The 15,235-nt window shown below is 33.7% G+C and carries 18 protein-coding genes and 2 tRNA genes; 9 read left to right on the top strand and 11 right to left on the bottom strand.

Going from position 1 to position 15,235, the window contains the following annotated elements:
* Positions 1 to 63: 63 nt before the first annotated feature.
* Positions 64 to 1,023, bottom strand: a complete 960-nt coding sequence (locus BKM63_RS02775) for a quinone oxidoreductase family protein (RefSeq protein WP_071635152.1) — start codon at positions 1,021 to 1,023, stop codon at positions 64 to 66.
* Between the two features lie 199 nt (positions 1,024 to 1,222).
* Positions 1,223 to 2,626, bottom strand: coding sequence for an aminopeptidase P N-terminal domain-containing protein (locus BKM63_RS02770; protein ID WP_071635563.1), 1,404 nt, complete (start codon positions 2,624 to 2,626; stop codon positions 1,223 to 1,225).
* Between the two features lie 259 nt (positions 2,627 to 2,885).
* On the opposite strand from BKM63_RS02770, the gene BKM63_RS02765 reads away from it, so the two are divergent.
* Positions 2,886 to 3,323: an META domain-containing protein gene (locus BKM63_RS02765; RefSeq protein WP_071635151.1), complete on the top strand. Its 438-nt coding sequence runs from the start codon at positions 2,886 to 2,888 to the stop codon at positions 3,321 to 3,323.
* 61 nt (positions 3,324 to 3,384) lie between these two features.
* Here the strand turns inward: BKM63_RS02765 and BKM63_RS02760 are convergent, their stop codons facing one another.
* The 5 genes from BKM63_RS02760 to msrB form a co-directional block, all read right to left on the bottom strand.
* On the bottom strand, positions 3,385 to 4,635 hold the full coding sequence (locus BKM63_RS02760) for an RNA polymerase sigma factor (RefSeq protein WP_071635150.1): 1,251 nt from the start codon (positions 4,633 to 4,635) through the stop codon (positions 3,385 to 3,387).
* 62 nt (positions 4,636 to 4,697) lie between these two features.
* Positions 4,698 to 5,036 (bottom strand): YciI family protein, encoded by a 339-nt coding sequence (locus BKM63_RS02755; RefSeq protein ID WP_071635149.1) that lies wholly within the window; start codon positions 5,034 to 5,036, stop codon positions 4,698 to 4,700.
* Positions 5,037 to 5,115: 79 nt separating this feature from the next.
* The gene (locus BKM63_RS02750; protein ID WP_071635148.1) at positions 5,116 to 5,568 is read right to left on the bottom strand and encodes a carboxymuconolactone decarboxylase family protein; all 453 of its coding nucleotides are present in this window, start codon (positions 5,566 to 5,568) and stop codon (positions 5,116 to 5,118) included.
* A 362-nt stretch (positions 5,569 to 5,930) separates the two neighbouring features.
* Complete coding sequence (gene msrA / locus BKM63_RS02745; protein ID WP_083572168.1) at positions 5,931 to 6,539, bottom strand: peptide-methionine (S)-S-oxide reductase MsrA; 609 nt, start codon at positions 6,537 to 6,539, stop codon at positions 5,931 to 5,933.
* A gap of 6 nt (positions 6,540 to 6,545) precedes the next feature.
* Entirely contained in the window at positions 6,546 to 7,100 is a 555-nt protein-coding gene (gene msrB / locus BKM63_RS02740) for a peptide-methionine (R)-S-oxide reductase MsrB (RefSeq protein ID WP_071635147.1), read from the bottom strand.
* A gap of 296 nt (positions 7,101 to 7,396) precedes the next feature.
* Between msrB and idi the strand changes: the two genes are divergently transcribed.
* The 8 genes from idi (at position 7,397) to BKM63_RS02700 (ending at position 11,113) form a co-directional block, all read left to right on the top strand.
* Positions 7,397 to 7,924, top strand: coding sequence for an isopentenyl-diphosphate Delta-isomerase (gene idi / locus BKM63_RS02735; protein ID WP_071635146.1), 528 nt, complete (start codon positions 7,397 to 7,399; stop codon positions 7,922 to 7,924).
* 21 nt (positions 7,925 to 7,945) lie between these two features.
* Positions 7,946 to 8,356 (top strand): 6-carboxytetrahydropterin synthase, encoded by a 411-nt coding sequence (locus BKM63_RS02730; protein WP_071635145.1) that lies wholly within the window; start codon positions 7,946 to 7,948, stop codon positions 8,354 to 8,356.
* Positions 8,357 to 8,359: 3 nt separating this feature from the next.
* Positions 8,360 to 8,818 (top strand): peroxiredoxin, encoded by a 459-nt coding sequence (locus BKM63_RS02725; RefSeq protein ID WP_071635144.1) that lies wholly within the window; start codon positions 8,360 to 8,362, stop codon positions 8,816 to 8,818.
* A gap of 61 nt (positions 8,819 to 8,879) precedes the next feature.
* Positions 8,880 to 9,848 (top strand): type I phosphomannose isomerase catalytic subunit, encoded by a 969-nt coding sequence (locus tag BKM63_RS02720; protein ID WP_071635143.1) that lies wholly within the window; start codon positions 8,880 to 8,882, stop codon positions 9,846 to 9,848.
* Between the two features lie 57 nt (positions 9,849 to 9,905).
* Positions 9,906 to 10,172 (top strand): hypothetical protein, encoded by a 267-nt coding sequence (locus BKM63_RS02715; protein WP_012022371.1) that lies wholly within the window; start codon positions 9,906 to 9,908, stop codon positions 10,170 to 10,172.
* Positions 10,173 to 10,248: 76 nt separating this feature from the next.
* Positions 10,249 to 10,322, top strand: a tRNA-Thr gene (locus BKM63_RS02710).
* A 109-nt stretch (positions 10,323 to 10,431) separates the two neighbouring features.
* A tRNA-Thr gene (locus BKM63_RS02705) sits at positions 10,432 to 10,505 on the top strand.
* Positions 10,506 to 10,654: 149 nt separating this feature from the next.
* The gene (locus tag BKM63_RS02700) at positions 10,655 to 11,113 is read left to right on the top strand and encodes a DUF5362 family protein (RefSeq protein WP_071635142.1); all 459 of its coding nucleotides are present in this window, start codon (positions 10,655 to 10,657) and stop codon (positions 11,111 to 11,113) included.
* Between the two features lie 55 nt (positions 11,114 to 11,168).
* Here the strand turns inward: BKM63_RS02700 and BKM63_RS02695 are convergent, their stop codons facing one another.
* From BKM63_RS02695 to BKM63_RS02680, 4 genes are all read right to left on the bottom strand, one after another.
* A complete protein-coding gene (locus BKM63_RS02695) occupies positions 11,169 to 11,903 on the bottom strand; it encodes a DUF4369 domain-containing protein (RefSeq protein WP_071635141.1) in 735 nt (244 codons plus the stop codon).
* Between the two features lie 135 nt (positions 11,904 to 12,038).
* Positions 12,039 to 12,863, bottom strand: a complete 825-nt coding sequence (locus tag BKM63_RS02690) for a hypothetical protein (protein WP_071635140.1) — start codon at positions 12,861 to 12,863, stop codon at positions 12,039 to 12,041.
* Positions 12,864 to 12,961: 98 nt separating this feature from the next.
* On the bottom strand, positions 12,962 to 13,834 hold the full coding sequence (locus BKM63_RS02685) for a hypothetical protein (RefSeq protein WP_071635139.1): 873 nt from the start codon (positions 13,832 to 13,834) through the stop codon (positions 12,962 to 12,964).
* Between the two features lie 52 nt (positions 13,835 to 13,886).
* The gene (locus tag BKM63_RS02680; RefSeq protein WP_071635138.1) at positions 13,887 to 15,152 is read right to left on the bottom strand and encodes a patatin-like phospholipase family protein; all 1,266 of its coding nucleotides are present in this window, start codon (positions 15,150 to 15,152) and stop codon (positions 13,887 to 13,889) included.
* Positions 15,153 to 15,235: the final 83 nt, after the last annotated feature.

Raw genomic sequence — 15,235 nt, 5'->3', positions numbered from 1 at the left:
TCGGGATGACAAGATTGTGTTGAAAACTGAAACTGAAAACCGAGACTGAAAACTGAAAACTATCTACGGAATCAGAATTATTTTCCCGGTACTTTTTCGGCTTTCGAGATAATCGTGGGCTAGTTTGCCTTCGGATAATTTGAAAGAGGTGGGTTCTGAAAGTTTGATTTTTCCTTCGGTAATCCAATTGAATAATTGGTTCGCTCTTTTGATTCTTTCTTCTTTTGAATTTAAATAGCTCCATAAATCACCTCCGGTTAAAGTTTTAGAGCCGTCCATTAACATTCTGGGGTCTACAGGTGCGGGATCTCCGCCTGCCATTCCGAAGAAAACAACCTGACCGCGTTCTTTTGTAACTTCAAAGCTTTCGGCTAAAGTGCTTCCAATACTGTCGTAAACAACATCAACGCCATTTGGGGCTATTTCAAAAATTTTTGATTTCCAATCTTCATTGTAAAGAAAAACATGATCTGCACCTTGATCATAGCCAACTTTTGCTTTTTCTGCAGATGAGGTTAAACCAATAACATTGGCGCCCAAAAGTTTGCTTATTTGCGTAAGGATTTGCCCAACCCCGCCGGCAACGGCATGAATTAATACAGTTTCTCCTTTTACGGTTTTATGACTATCTGTTGCCAGATAATGCGCTGTTAAACCTTGTAATAAAACAGAAGCTGCTGTTTCAAAAGAAATAGTTTCCGGTAAAGGTAAAACGTGATTTATATTAACTGCAACCAATTCAGCATTAGCAAATGGAACATCGGCGAAAGCCACACGATCGCAAGCTTTGTATTCAGGATGATTGTTGGCATCAACCACAATTCCGGCTCCTTCATAACCGGCAATAAAGGGTGGATTTCCTTTTAAATGATAATTTCCCTTTCGTCTGTAAACGTCGGCAAAATTTAACCCAATGGCTTTCATCTCAACTAAAATGTCATCACTTTTTAATTGCGGAGCAGGGATTTCGATATATTCTAAAACATCAGAATTCCCAAAAGAAGAGAAGGTAAGTGCTTTCATTTTTAAATTAAATTTAGGAATACAAAGTACGTGAAAATTCGTTCTAGTTTTTTATCGCTCCTGATGGCTATCGGATAAAAGGAAAATAATTTTCGCCACGAATTTCACAAATTAATCAGTGTAGATTCGTGAAATTCGTGGCAAACTGAAGGAGATTTTAAAATCATACTAATCATATAATCTGTGGCAAAAAAGTAAATTATATTTTAGGAAATTTCATTTCATTAAAAGTGCTTTTTTGTTTGGCTAAAGCTTCAACATCCTGCCATTTTCTTGGAGAGTCTGCAGAAAGATTTTCATAGGAATCTTTTGTAATCAAAATATCATCTTCAATACGAACGCCAATATTCCACCACTTTTTATCGCATTTACTGTTTGCAGGAATGTAGATTCCAGGTTCGACGGTAAAAATCATGTTCTCTTTTAAAATACCTGTGTAATTTCCTTTGTCGTGAACATCTAAGCCAAGAAAATGCGAACAACTGTGTGGATAATAAATTCGGACATCATTAGGATCTGTAATGATTCCGAGTTTTATTAATCCGGCGGTAATTATTTCTTTGGCCTTTTTGTTTAAATCCTGAAAAGGGGTTCCTGTTTTGCAAATCTTAAAAACTTCTTCTTGCGCCTCATAAACAAGTTGATAAATTGCTTTTTGTTCTTCGGTAAATTTTCCGTTTGCAGGAACTGTTCTGGTAACATCTGCAGAATAACCGTGATATTCAGAACCCACATCCATTAGTAATAGCTGATTGTCAATTTTTGCAGCGTTGTTCTCGCCATAGTGTAAAATACAACCGTTTGCACCGGCTCCTACAATTGGCGGATAACCTTCGCCTTCGGCACCATAATGTCTATGAATGTAGGCATGAATTCCGTCAGCTTCATTTTCGCTCATATCAGGGCCAACTGCTTTCATTACTTCATTATGGGCAATACAGGAAAGTTTAACGGATTTTCGCATTAATTCCAGTTCTTCGGGAGTTTTTATCTCACGAAGTGAATTAGTAATATTTGTGAACAAATTGACAGAGGATTCGTTTTCCTGAATGATCTCTGCTTTTGCCTTAAAGATTTGGATTAAAGCGTGAAGGTTGTCAATGTTGTTGCCTCCTGAGATATCTGTTGGGATTTTATCATAAATAATGCTGTCAAATTTCTTGAAATCAAGCTTAAAGTCTTTAAAATCTTTTCCGTTGTAAGCAGTTGTAAAACCTAACTTTGTTTTTGCGCCTTCAATTCCTAGCCGTCTTCCTGTCCAGGTTTCTTTGCCGGCATTTTTTTCTCTCACAAAAATAACCTCTGTATATTTTTCAGAGCCTTGTGGTTCTTTAAAAAGTAATAAAACAGCATCGGGTTCTTTGTAGCCCGTTAAATAATACATATCAGGGTTTTGATGATAATTATAATTGATGTCTTTTGAGAAAACTCTTTCCGGATAAGAAAAAATAACTGCAATAGAATTAGCAGGCATTAAATTTCTAAAAGCGCCGCGGCGTCCCTGATGAAATTCTTTTGAGAGATAATCTGTTGGAAGATTTTCCTGAGACTGACCCTGAGAGAAACTAAAAAAGAGGACAAACAATAAGAGAAATTGTTTCATGTTTTTGATTTTTGATTGATGTTTTGGTTTTTTGATCAATGCAAATTACGAAAAAAAGGGAATCGAAAATTAGAATTTAAATATTTGACTAAGAGAAAATTAAATAAAATAATGTAACTTAGAGATCAGAAAATTACGGTTTATTGTAAAAATTTAACTTTATAAACCTGATAAATGGGCATGGATATTGAGAAGGGAATGTTGATCAGAATTTTAATCTTCAAAAAACAAATTATAATAACCTTTAAAAAACACATTTATGAAAAAATACACACTCGCAGTCGTTTCGGTTTTAACTTTATTTATTACTTCATGTAATGCATCAAAAGATACTGCTAATGCAGGAAATTTATTTGACACAACCTGGGAGCTGGAATACATTTCGGGACCAAGAATTGCTTTTGAAGGATTGTACCCGAATAAAAAACCGCAGATTACTTTTGATAAAAAAGAAACAAAAGTGTATGGTAATAACGGATGTAATGGTTATAGCGCACCATATACTTTAAATGGAAAATCCTTAACTTTTGGAGAACCTGGACCAACGACAATGATGTTTTGTGACGGCGGGGGAGAACAACAGTTTTTGCAGCAAATGAAAAAAATTACGAGCTACTCTATTGATAAAGATGAAAAACTAAATTTAATTGAAGGAGATGTTCCTATGATGCGATTTAAAAAAGTGGCTAAACAATAATTTGAAAAAATAAAATATCGGGAAAGTGAAATGAGTAATCATTTCACTTTTTTATTTGGGGCTAAAGCTGATCTTGTTTTAACTGAAGCTGTGCAATATTTTTACTGATGATGTTTTTGTCGGCAGTAGTTTTGGCTAAGCCGAGTGCCGTTTTGAAATGCTGTAAGGCTTTTTTTGAGTTCATTTCAGAATATAGATTTCCGAGCAAAGAAAAATAAAAATGATTGTCTTGTAAATTCAATTTTTCGGCTTCACGAATTGCTTCTTCTTTGCCTTTTACTTTAGATAAGGCATAAGTTCTGTTTAGTGCCGCAATTGGTGAATATTCTAAAATAATCAAATTGTTGTAGAGTTCCAGTATATTTTCCCATTTCTCGGTTGTTTCTGTTTTAATGGTGTGCCAGTAAGCGATTCCAGCTTCTAAGTGATATTTTGAAAGTGTATTTCCAGTTGAAGACTGGCTTAAAAAATATGTCCCTTTATCGATTAATTCTTGGTTCCAAAGTGATTGATCCTGGTCTTCGTATAAAATAATTTCGCCATTAGATCCTGTTCTTGCATCAAACCTTGAAGAATGAAAACACATTAATGCCATTAAAGCATTCGTTTGCGGCAGATTTGTACTTTCGTTTTGAATTAATAAATAAGTCAGACGCATTGCTTCGGTACAAAGATCTTTTCGTAAAGTAGTGTTTTGGGAAATAGAATAGTAGCCTTCTGAATAAAGCAGATAAATGGTTTTTAGAACCGTTTTCATTCGGTCTTTTATTTCAGAATTGCTGGGATTTTGAATTTTTATATTTTCTTCCTTGAGTTTTTCTTTGGCACGATTGATTCTTTTGTAAATAACTTCCTTGTTTGAGAGGAAAGCATCGGAGATTTCATTTATTCCAAAACCACACAATAAATTTAGAGCCAGAGCAATTTGGGCTTCTTCAGAATTACACGGATTGCAGACTGTAAATATCATTGCCAGCTGACTATCTGCAATATTTTGATCAGACAAATCAATATCGATTTCAGGATTGTTTAATGGAGTATTGTGCTTTATTTCGGAAACTATCTTGGTTTCAAAAACATTGTTTCTTTTTAAATGGTTTTTGGTTTTGTTTTTGGCAACGGTATAGAGCCAGGCGGTTGGATTTTCTGGAATTCCTTTAATCGCCCAGGTTTCTGAAGCGGTCAGGAAAGTGTCACTTACAATATCTTCGGCAATTTCGATAAGATGAATTCCAAAGAGGCTGCAGAGTACTGATACAATTTTTTGATACTCTGTTCGGAATAAATTTGGTATAAGTTCTCTATGTTCCATACTTTAAGGAAAAAATGCCTAAGTAAAGATACAAAGGCATTTTATATAAGTTATTTCAAAGTTTAAACGGCCATTCTTATTTCGACATTTCCGCCAAAATTTAGTACCGGACATCCTTGTGCGATTTCGGCAGCTTCATCATAATCTTTGGCTTTAATGATAATTAATCCGCCAATCGATTCTTTAATTTCCACAAAAGGGCCGTCAGTGATTCCTTTATTAGAATTTACAAGTTTTCCTTGTCCGTCCCATCGTTGTAAAGGTCTTGCTAATTTATCCTGAGCAGCCAGACTTCCAAACCAGTTTTGCCATTGCTGCAAATGCTGCTGTAATTCTTCTGGAGAAGGCTGTGTTTCTTTTGTTATAAAATCTCTTCTGAAAATCAATAAAAACTCATTCATTTTTTTATGTTTTATAAGTGATCAATTTCTTTTTAAGCTGTATAAAGTTAATTGTTTTTAGAAAACAACCTATTGGTTATTATCCAAATTGCCCTACTCTGTAAGATCCCGGAGTATTAGAAAAAGCGATATTTATGCGGTTCCAGGTATTAATAGTTGCTATTGCAAGGGTAAGGTCGATTAATTCTTCTTCTGTAAATTCTGTTTTTGCTAAATCGTAAATATCATCAGGAACTTCACATGCGTTTACCGCTTCTGCATAAGCAAGGGCGACTCTTTCTCGTTTTGTAAAATAAGGAGTTTCTCTCCAAGCACTTAATCCAAACAAACGTTGTGTAGTTTCGCCATTGGCCAAAGCCTCTTTTGAGTGCATGTCTAAACAATAAGCACAATTGTTTATTTGAGAAATTCTGAAATCTACCAATTCCATAAGAGATCTCTCGATTGTTGATTTTTTCAAATAGCCGGTTACTCCAAATAAAGTGCTGATTGCTTTTTGACCTTTTTCGAATACATTAATTCTAGTTTCCATAATAATATAATTTTAAATGTTTATACCCTAATGACAACTGAACTTTCAGAATTGGACAAAAAAATAAAAAAAAAGTGAATTATTTTTTCAGCTAGAGAAAAACCCAATATTTACAAGGGTTTGTGAAATAAAAAAAGCTGTCTATTGAGACAGCCTTTTTGGGGTAATAGAATATTTATAAAATTATGCTATCAGCAAACACCAGCGGGGTGAAATATTTATAGAATTTAATAAGACAAATAAAAAAGCTCCGGAGGAGCGACATATTTTTTATAATCTAATATATGCCGCTCCTCCGAAGCTTGAAGAAAGAAAGAGACTGTCTCAAAAAGACAGTCTTTATAAAATCTGTTTAATACTCTTTATTTCTTTTTGAGTTTGTCTTTAAAAACTTTTTCGAATTTTTCTATTTTGGGCTGAATCACCATTTTGCAATACGGCTGGTTTTTGTTATTTGCATAATAATTTTGGTGATAATCTTCGGCTTTATAAAAAACTTTAAAAGGCTCGACTTTTGTTACGATTGGATTATTGTACACTTTTGCTTTGTTTAATTCGGCAATAATACTTTCGGCTGCTTTTTTCTGTTCGGCATTTTTATAAAAAATTACAGATCGGTATTGTGTTCCTACATCTGCACCCTGACGATTTAGAGTTGTGGGGTCGTGAACAGTAAAAAAGACTTTAAAGATTTCATTAATATCGGTTACATTTTTGTCGTAAGTAATCTGAACCACTTCGGCATGTCCTGTTGTTCCGGTGCAGACTTCTTCATAAGTTGGGTTTGCAGTTTTTCCTCCAGAAAATCCTGAAACAACAGATTTTACTCCGTCAAGGTTTTCGTAAACGGCTTCAACGCACCAATAACATCCTCCGCCAAGCGTAATGGTTTCCAGGTTTGATGCTTTTTTATTTTGAGAAAATACGCCACTTGATAAAGCAAAAAGGCAGATTAAAAATATATTTTTCATTTGTAGTTATTTATTATCCGGAATAAAATCAAGAGCAATAGAATTCATGCAGTACCTTTTTCCGGTTGGTTCCGGTCCATCGTCAAAAATATGGCCTAAATGTCCGCCGCAACGTCCGCAAAGAGTTTCAATTCTTTCCATTCCAAGTGAATTATCATTTTTAAAAACAATGCTTTTTTTGTTTTCCTGTTCAAAGAAACTTGGCCACCCGCAGCTGCTCGAAAATTTAGCAGTTGATCTAAAAAGAAGGTTGCCGCAAGAGGCGCAGTAATAAGTTCCTTTTTCGTCGGTATTCCAATATTTTCCTGTAAAAGGTCTTTCGGTGTCAGCTTCACGCATAACGGCATAAACATCTTCGGGCAAAACCTTTTTCCATTCGGCATTACTTACGTTTAATTTGGTTGTGTCTGTGTTTGAATAGTAAGGATTTCCGGGCTTAGAGATTTTGTTTTCCATAGTAACCGTTTTTGCGGATTGTTTTTTTGTGTTTTGTCCGCATGCCTGTAAAATAAACAGCGGAATCAAAAAGCAAAGGCTGAAAATTAAGTTTTTAGATTTCATAAATTTTTGGGTGCATTAATCTGAATTTCAAAGATACGGAGAGATTTAACTTCAAAATGTCGCCTTAATTACAATTCAGATATATTTAAGTATGTTTTAACTTTTTATTATTTACGTAAAACTGAGTACTGTAGTTTTTTAATCTTATTTTTAAAGGTTTTTTGTGATGAGCATAATTGCAGTTTGTTGTAAATCAAAATTTTATGTAAAAAGAGAAGTAGTTAAACTTTTCACAATGTCTTCTAGGATTTTATAGCCATTTCTTTTTTCGTATTTTTGTTAAATCAATACGCCTTATGACAGAAGAAAACGTAATATTAGTTAATCAAGACGATGAACAAATTGGCCTGATGCCAAAATTAGAAGCACATGAAAAAGCCCTTTTACATCGCGCCTTTTCGGTTTTTATATTAAATAGTAAAAATGAAATAATGCTGCAGCAGCGTGCTCATCATAAATATCATTCTCCTTTACTGTGGACCAATACTTGCTGCAGTCACCAGCGTGAAGGTGAAACTAACATCGAAGCAGGAAGCAGAAGACTATTTGAAGAAATGGGATTTAAAGCAGAACTGAAAGAATTGTTTCATTTTATATACAAGGCGCCTTTTGATAATGGTTTAACAGAGCATGAATTAGACCATGTGATGATTGGTTATTATAATGATGAACCAGCCATAAATCCTGATGAGGTAGAAGACTGGAAATGGATGAGTATTGAAGATGTTAAAGCCGATATTGAGAAACAGCCCGAAATTTACACGGTTTGGTTTAAGATAATTTTTGATGAATTTGATCATTATCTCGAAGACCACAAATTATAACCAAAGTTAACCAAAACCTAAATGAAAGTAACCATATCAAGAAAAGCGCATTTTAATGCTGCACATCGATTGCACAGGAAAGATTGGTCATTAGAAAAAAACAATGCTGTTTTTGGAAAATGTAATAATCCCAATTTTCATGGTCATAATTATGGTTTAACAGTAAGTGTTACAGGAAAAATTGACCCGGAAACTGGTTTTGTTTTAGATGTGAAAGTATTAGCGGATATTATACTGGAAGAAGTAGAAATTCCGTTTGATCACAAAAACCTGAATCTGGACGTTCCGGAATTTCAGGATTTGAATCCAACTGCAGAAAATATTGCCGTTGTGATATGGAATAAAATTAGAAAAAGAATTCAGCCCGATTTTGACTTGGAAGTCGTGCTTTATGAAACAGACCGCAATTTTGTAACTTATAAAGGAGAATAATAAATGTCATTAAAAATAGGAGATATAGTTCCGAATTTTACTGCAAAAGATAGTCACGGAGATGTTTTTGAAAGCCAAAGTGTTTTAGGACGAAAACCTTTAGTGATTTATTTTTACCCAAAAGATAATACGCCCGGCTGTACTACCGAAGCCTGTAGTTTTAGAGATCAATACGAAGATTTCAAAGACTTAGGTGCAGAGGTTATTGGTGTGAGCAGCGACAGTGTAAAATCGCATCATAAATTTGCCAATAAATACAAACTGCCATTTATTTTACTTTCGGACCAGGATAAAAGACTGAGACATCTTTTTGGTGTGAAAAATAATTTATTTGGGCTTTTACCGGGCAGAGTGACTTACATTATTGACAGAAACGGAGTGGTTATTTATATTTTTGATAGTATGAACGCCGAAAAACATATTTCGAAAGCTCTGGAAATAATAAAAGAATTAGTATTATAGATTAAAAAAATAGTATTAGATCGTTGTTTAATTAATATAGATATTAGCCTAAAATTAAAATATGAAACCAAATTTATACCCATTGCAATTTGAACCAATCCTAAAAGAAAGAATCTGGGGCGGTGAGAAACTAAAAACAGTATTAAACAAACCGATCACTTCTAAAATTACTGGTGAAAGCTGGGAGTTGTCTACGGTAGAAGGTGATGTCAGCACAGTTGCCAACGGAGACTTAAAAGGAAAATCATTAATGGATCTTATTAATGAAACTCCAAACGAAATTCTTGGAACGAGAGTTTACGAGCGCTTTGGAAAACAATTTCCGTTACTTTTTAAGTACCTGGATGCACGCGAAGATCTTTCAATACAAGTTCATCCAAACGATAAATTAGCAAAAGAACGTCACAACTCATTTGGTAAAACCGAAATGTGGTATGTAATGCAAGCTGACGCTGATTCCAGAATTATTGTTGGCTTTAAAGAAAACTCAAGTAAAGAAGAATATTTAAAACATTTACACGACAATACTTTAGTTTCTATTTTAGATGATGTAAAAGCAAAAGCCGGAGATGTTTTCTTTTTAGAAACCGGAACAGTTCACGCAATTGGAGCAGGATTAGTGGTTGCCGAAATTCAGCAGACTTCTGATATTACTTATAGATTATACGATTTTGATCGTGTAGATGCACAAGGAAATAAAAGAGAACTGCATGTAGATTTAGCACTTGATGCTATTAACTACAATAAAGTTGATACACAAAAGAAATACGATTCGAAAGCGAATACTTCGAATACAGTTGTTAATTGTCCTTATTTCACGACAAATTTTATTCCTTTAGAAGATAAAGTGGAAGTTTCAAAAAACGGAGAAACATTTACGGTTTATATGTGTATTGAAGGAAGCTTCGAAATCGAATACGACGGATTTAAACACACTTATATAAAAGGTGATACCGTTTTAGTTCCGGCTGCGATAAATGCATTTATTTTAAACGGAAAAGCTTCAATTTTAGAAATTTACATTTCATAGCACGTAATCTAAAGATAATGTGTACTTTTGCAGACGCAAATTAAAATTATAATAAAAATGGCAAACGTTAAAAATTTAAAGAAAGACATCAATTTTGTATTAGGAGATATTATTGAGGCAGTTTACTTGTTTGAGATGTCTACAACAGGAAATCCTACTCCGGAAACGAATGCTTTAATCGATGAAGCTATTGCTGCATTTGATACTTTGATTACAAAAGTGAACGCTAAGAACGTTGAAAATAAAAAAGCACACTTCAAACAAATCAATGTTGAATTAGAACAAACTGCTAATCAATTGATTGAAAAAATCAACGCTTTATAAGCAAAAAAAAGTGTAAAAAAGTGCAAATTTATTTTGGGAAAACGAAAAACCGCTTTATATTTGCACCCGTAATGAGGCCGATGTAGCTCAGCTGGCTAGAGCAGCTGATTTGTAATCAGCAGGTCGTGGGTTCGAGTCCCTCTATCGGCTCAACAATAAAAACCATCACAATTGTGATGGTTTTTGTATTTATAGAGAGAGGTGTGAAATTATTTTTGGAAATTAAAAATACAATTTTATCTTTGCACTCTGAAAAGAGGCCGATGTAGCTCAGCTGGCTAGAGCAGCTGATTTGTAATCAGCAGGTCGTGGGTTCGAGTCCCTCTATCGGCTCAACAATAAAAACCATCACAATTTGTGGTGGTTTTTTTTATGCCTAAATTTTAAATTCTAAGTTTTAGGTTTCAGGTGGAATTTTTTCGAATTGTAATTGTTAATAATATTTTTCTTATGTTTGTTTCTTAACCAAAAAACATAAAATAATGGAAGAAACTTCAGTTTTTGAAAAATTTGAGTTGCAGCTTGACCAATCTGCAAAAGACTTTTTAAGAGAAGCCGGAAAATGGGCGTATTTTTTAGGTATAATTGGGTTTGTTGGAATTGGCTTTATCATCCTAATCGCCATTTTTGCGGGTGCAATATTTTCAACCATGGGAAGCTCGATGCCTGGAATGGGCGCTTATGGTGGTTCTTTTGGAACAATTATGAGCGTGGTATATTTTGTATTGGCTGCGGTTTATTTCTTTCCTGTGTACTATCTGTTTAAATTTGGTGCAAATACCAAAAAGGCTTTTAAGGATAGTGATTCAGAAGCATTGACAACTTCATTCGGCTATTTAAAATCACATTATAAATTTGTTGGTATTTTAATGATTGCCATTATAGTGCTGTACGGACTTATATTTGTATTTGGTATTTTAGGTGCAATTCTGGGTAGTTAAAATTCTCAATTTATTATAAAAAAAAATGTCCTGAATTTTCAGGACATTTTTTTTATTATTCTGTTACTGCAGGAGCTTTTTGTTCTGCTTTTTTGATTTCAGCAACATATTTGGTCAGCTTTTTTCCGTAAAGTGATTTGGCTACTTTTGGCGTCATCGATTTTTGAATCGTGTCCAGAAATTTAATATTGATATCATAAATCTCTGCCAAAGCAATATAAGGTGCTACTTCATGATCTTTATTGTTGATGGCAAAGTTGGTAGCATACAAATATTTTCTTTTGATATTTGACTGTTGTTTTGCATCAAGGCTGTCAATTGCTTTTTGATCTTGTCTTTTTAAAGCTTTGAATTTTAATTCAACCATAGACAGGTTTTCGTCTCTAAAACGAGTATTTATTTTTTGGTATTCCTCGTATAATTCCTGATTTTTAGATCCTGTAATTTTTGCATTTGCAATGAAATTATCCAAATTGGTTTCAATATTGATATTTCCCGGCTCAGCGAAGAATAATATATTATTGTCTAAAGAATTTGTTACACCACGATCTAAAAATAAATAAAGCATTTCTGGAGATTCTAATTTGATATCTCTTTCAAAAGCCGAATTTCCGTCGATTTTGATACTGTCAATAGCAACAAGAGCTGTATCTACAATTCTTTGAATATATAAGGTTCCGGTTTTCAGGCCTTTTACATTTCCTGTAATATGTAAGTTGTCAGCTGATTCTTTTTTGCTGCATGATGCAAGTAGTGCAAGAGTAACAAAGGCAATAATTGATTTTTTCATTAGTTTATTGGATTTTGGTGCAAAATAAAGAAAATAGTTTGAATGTAAATAAGCCGCTGTTTAATTTTTCAAAAAAATAAAAATCCCAATCTATTTCTAAATTGGGATTTACATATTTTTTTTAAAATGAAGCGTTTACATTCCTAAAGTATACGTTGCGCCGCTTTCGTGGGTATAAGTATATTTGTTGTCACAATCGTTATTTCCGTAATTAACAACGCCATTTAAAAAACCGCCTTCAATTTTTAATTTTCCTTTAGAGATGTAATCGCAAGAATATTTTTTAACTAAGGTTTCTAATACGGTAAGTACTATTGAGCCGCCTTTTTCTGAAGTAACGGTATGATTTCCTTCTGGCATTTCGTATACATTATCTTCTAAAACATAAGGAGTGTCAACCCCGGCAGTCTGCTTAACCGTAACAGATCCTGAATTTGTGAAAACACGCCCGGCAGCATCAGTCAGTTTTCCGTTAGTTACTTTTCTGGTCCATTGCGGTACAGTTGCAACTGTTGTTGTGTTTGTATATTCTATAGTACCTTCGAGTTTAAGATTGCCAACAGAATAATCTATTCTTTCTACGGTCATTTTGCTTCCGGTTGTAATAATTGGCCCCGAAAGTGTAATTTTTAGTTTTCCTTTTCTTGTAATCTGATTAATCGTACATCCGGAGGTGCCATAGTCTACAGTGAAAACTTTTGGATAAGCAGTTCCGTTTGGAGTTGCGACAGTAACATTACCGCAGGTTGGGTTGGGAGTTTCGGCTGTTTTTCCTGTCGGATTACTGTTTGTTACAGTTAATCCTGTGTTAACATCCATTTCGTTTATAGCATCGATTACTACAGATGCGCTTATACTGGTAGTGTCTGCCTGATTTACAACTTCATCATTGCTGGAGCAGGAAACATACAAAAGTGCCGAAATGCAAATAGCGGTAATTAAAATAATGGTTTTTTTCATATTGGTTTTTGTTTAAGATTAGATTAAAGGCAGTCAAATTTAATAAAAAAACAGTTATAATGGTTTTTGTAAGTGGTTGATTTTTAGTAATTTGTTTCTTAATAGCTGAATTTCATGATGTAATTTTTAAATATAATTTCTGATGGAAAGTTGAAATCAGTATATTGATAATTATAGCTGCTATTAAAGTTCTGAACTTTAATGCTGGTAATATTGTTATGATTTTGAAAATTAAAAAAGCAAATATAATCGCCGGTTCCCATTTGTGTAAAATCATAAACGGCATCAATAGATACTGCTTCTAGTTTGTTGATACTTAAGTCATTTGGAAGATTAAAATCTAAAGAAGGAAAAGGATTTGTTTTTTTGTCAAAATCAAAATTATAAATGTTAAGTTCAGAGAGTTCATTACTTTTAAAATTCATCGTCGTGATGTTATCGTTTTCGTCGTATGAATATTCGCAAAACCGAAAGTTCAGTTGTGAGTATTCGCCTTGTTTTTCGATTAAAGTAATTCTGTTTTTTGAGTCTAACATTATAGTGCGTTGATTTGGTCCATACTTGTCATCAGTAATAATAATTTTATTACCATCATAAGCATAATCGTAGGTGATAATCTGCTCTGTGGCGGCAAATCCTGTTAGTCTGACTTTTCTCGATTTTAAACGCCCGTCAGGGTAGTACTCATAATCAACTGAATTTAACTGTCCGCCCGGAGATTTGCTGGTTATCTTTTTTGATAAAAATCCAGCGGTATTATATTCATAATTATCAGTCTTCATTAATAATCCTCGGTGATATGACTTAAGGGAGGTTAGTTTTTCTTCTTTATAGAAAAGACTGTCAACATAAAACTGGTTAATTTTAATAGTTTTTATTTGTTTGCTTTCAACTTGCAAATTGTTTTCATCGTCGTTGTTGCAAGACATAAACAAGAGTGCAATCGAAATTACAATCAATACTTTTTTCATTATTTAAGGTTGGTTAGTTAATCCTCAAATATAATAGTTTTAAGTATAAAATTTAAACTGTTTTATAGTACTCACTTTTTGCTTTTCTGATTTTTTTGTATTCCTCCCAATCAAATTTGCTTAAGAATTCTGAAGCTTTTTGAGCGCCGCGAATAAACAAATCAATCTTTGCATCATCAGTCAGATTAAAGTTAAGCCAGTTGTGGCTTCCGGTATCAATATATCCAATGAGGTTTTTGAAATCGGGATTTTTTCTCAGAAATTCAGAATCATATCCATATCTCGCAGTATCGAACATTGAACTTATTAAATTTGAAAACTTTTCATTTTTATTGATTTCATTTTTATCGTAACCGAGTTTTATTCCAAATGTAGGAGAAGCAGGGACATTCAGATTTTCGTGAAAAATATCAATAGGAAAGTTAGATATAATACCGCCATCCATAAACATAACTTCAGATGGAACGGAGGTTCTCAAACAAGTAGCATCGTTCCATTTATTCCAGGCTTCAACTCCAGTAGGAATGTTTTTAATTTTAAAAGGAGTGAAGAAAAGCGGAATTGACATTGAAGCCCGTACAAAATCGGCTGGATTTTGAACATCAGGATTAGAATAAAATAAATCAATCATTTTTGGAAATATAATTTTGCTTTCGGTGGTAATATCAGCTGTTATTATGGCTATCTCACTCCAATGATCGGGACGGTTGTATTCTTCTTTGTCTCCCAGATTTACTCTGTTTATCCGGAATAATTTGTTTTGGTCTGAAACGCCTTTTTCTCTTAATGCTCTTAAATCGGCATAATTTTTAATTCCTTTTTGCGAAAGCAGATTGGTCATCCATTGATGAAAATTATTTCCGGGATTCAATCCTAAATCATCTTTGAAATTATCGACAACCTGACTGCCTTTCATTATTAATTTCAAATTACCGGCATCGCTCAGTAGAGCGTCAATAAATTCTCGTGCATCATGATCTCCATCCACAAAATCGTATAAATTTTTATTGCAAAGGCAGTCTAAAATCCATTCTGATTTTTCGACATCGCAGGTTCCGGCGGCGGCCATAAGCATGGTATTGATGCTTCCGGCCGATGTTCCTGCCAGACTTAAAAACCGAATTCCCATTTGTTCCAAAACGTACACATAGCCCACCAATGCAATTCCGAGTACACCGCCGCCTTCCTGAACTAAATCGACATATTGATAATTGTTTATATCTGTAATATCTGAGAATTTCTTATCTCTAATTTGTTCTTTTAAGTCTTTTAGAATGGCTAAAACTTCGCCGTTTTCTGTAAATTTTGTTTTTTCCATGATTTTCAGAATTTATGTTTTGGTTTGGCTTTTTTGAAAATCAAATTTCGTTTAATTGTTTGATTTTCAATATTGTAAAAATA

Origin of the sequence: Flavobacterium johnsoniae (assembly GCF_001879205.1) — a bacterium.
Lineage (GTDB): Bacteria > Bacteroidota > Bacteroidia > Flavobacteriales > Flavobacteriaceae > Flavobacterium > Flavobacterium johnsoniae_A.
This window is presented reverse-complemented; position numbering and strand designations above follow the sequence as displayed.

What these genes read in the sequence shown, in the direction of transcription:
- BKM63_RS02775 (WP_071635152.1), bottom strand. Translation starts at nt 1,023, where the DNA reads ATGAAAGCACTTACCTTCTCTTCTTTTGGGAATTCTGATGTTTTAGAA.
- BKM63_RS02770 (WP_071635563.1), bottom strand. Translation starts at nt 2,626, where the DNA reads ATGAAACAATTTCTCTTATTGTTTGTCCTCTTTTTTAGTTTCTCTCAG.
- BKM63_RS02765 (WP_071635151.1), top strand. Translation starts at nt 2,886, where the DNA reads ATGAAAAAATACACACTCGCAGTCGTTTCGGTTTTAACTTTATTTATT.
- BKM63_RS02760 (WP_071635150.1), bottom strand. Translation starts at nt 4,635, where the DNA reads ATGGAACATAGAGAACTTATACCAAATTTATTCCGAACAGAGTATCAA.
- BKM63_RS02755 (WP_071635149.1), bottom strand. Translation starts at nt 5,036, where the DNA reads ATGAATGAGTTTTTATTGATTTTCAGAAGAGATTTTATAACAAAAGAA.
- BKM63_RS02750 (WP_071635148.1), bottom strand. Translation starts at nt 5,568, where the DNA reads ATGGAAACTAGAATTAATGTATTCGAAAAAGGTCAAAAAGCAATCAGC.
- msrA (WP_083572168.1), bottom strand. Translation starts at nt 6,539, where the DNA reads ATGAAAAATATATTTTTAATCTGCCTTTTTGCTTTATCAAGTGGCGTA.
- msrB (WP_071635147.1), bottom strand. Translation starts at nt 7,100, where the DNA reads ATGAAATCTAAAAACTTAATTTTCAGCCTTTGCTTTTTGATTCCGCTG.
- idi (WP_071635146.1), top strand. Translation starts at nt 7,397, where the DNA reads ATGACAGAAGAAAACGTAATATTAGTTAATCAAGACGATGAACAAATT.
- BKM63_RS02730 (WP_071635145.1), top strand. Translation starts at nt 7,946, where the DNA reads ATGAAAGTAACCATATCAAGAAAAGCGCATTTTAATGCTGCACATCGA.
- BKM63_RS02725 (WP_071635144.1), top strand. Translation starts at nt 8,360, where the DNA reads ATGTCATTAAAAATAGGAGATATAGTTCCGAATTTTACTGCAAAAGAT.
- BKM63_RS02720 (WP_071635143.1), top strand. Translation starts at nt 8,880, where the DNA reads ATGAAACCAAATTTATACCCATTGCAATTTGAACCAATCCTAAAAGAA.
- BKM63_RS02715 (WP_012022371.1), top strand. Translation starts at nt 9,906, where the DNA reads ATGGCAAACGTTAAAAATTTAAAGAAAGACATCAATTTTGTATTAGGA.
- BKM63_RS02700 (WP_071635142.1), top strand. Translation starts at nt 10,655, where the DNA reads ATGGAAGAAACTTCAGTTTTTGAAAAATTTGAGTTGCAGCTTGACCAA.
- BKM63_RS02695 (WP_071635141.1), bottom strand. Translation starts at nt 11,903, where the DNA reads ATGAAAAAATCAATTATTGCCTTTGTTACTCTTGCACTACTTGCATCA.
- BKM63_RS02690 (WP_071635140.1), bottom strand. Translation starts at nt 12,863, where the DNA reads ATGAAAAAAACCATTATTTTAATTACCGCTATTTGCATTTCGGCACTT.
- BKM63_RS02685 (WP_071635139.1), bottom strand. Translation starts at nt 13,834, where the DNA reads ATGAAAAAAGTATTGATTGTAATTTCGATTGCACTCTTGTTTATGTCT.
- BKM63_RS02680 (WP_071635138.1), bottom strand. Translation starts at nt 15,152, where the DNA reads ATGGAAAAAACAAAATTTACAGAAAACGGCGAAGTTTTAGCCATTCTA.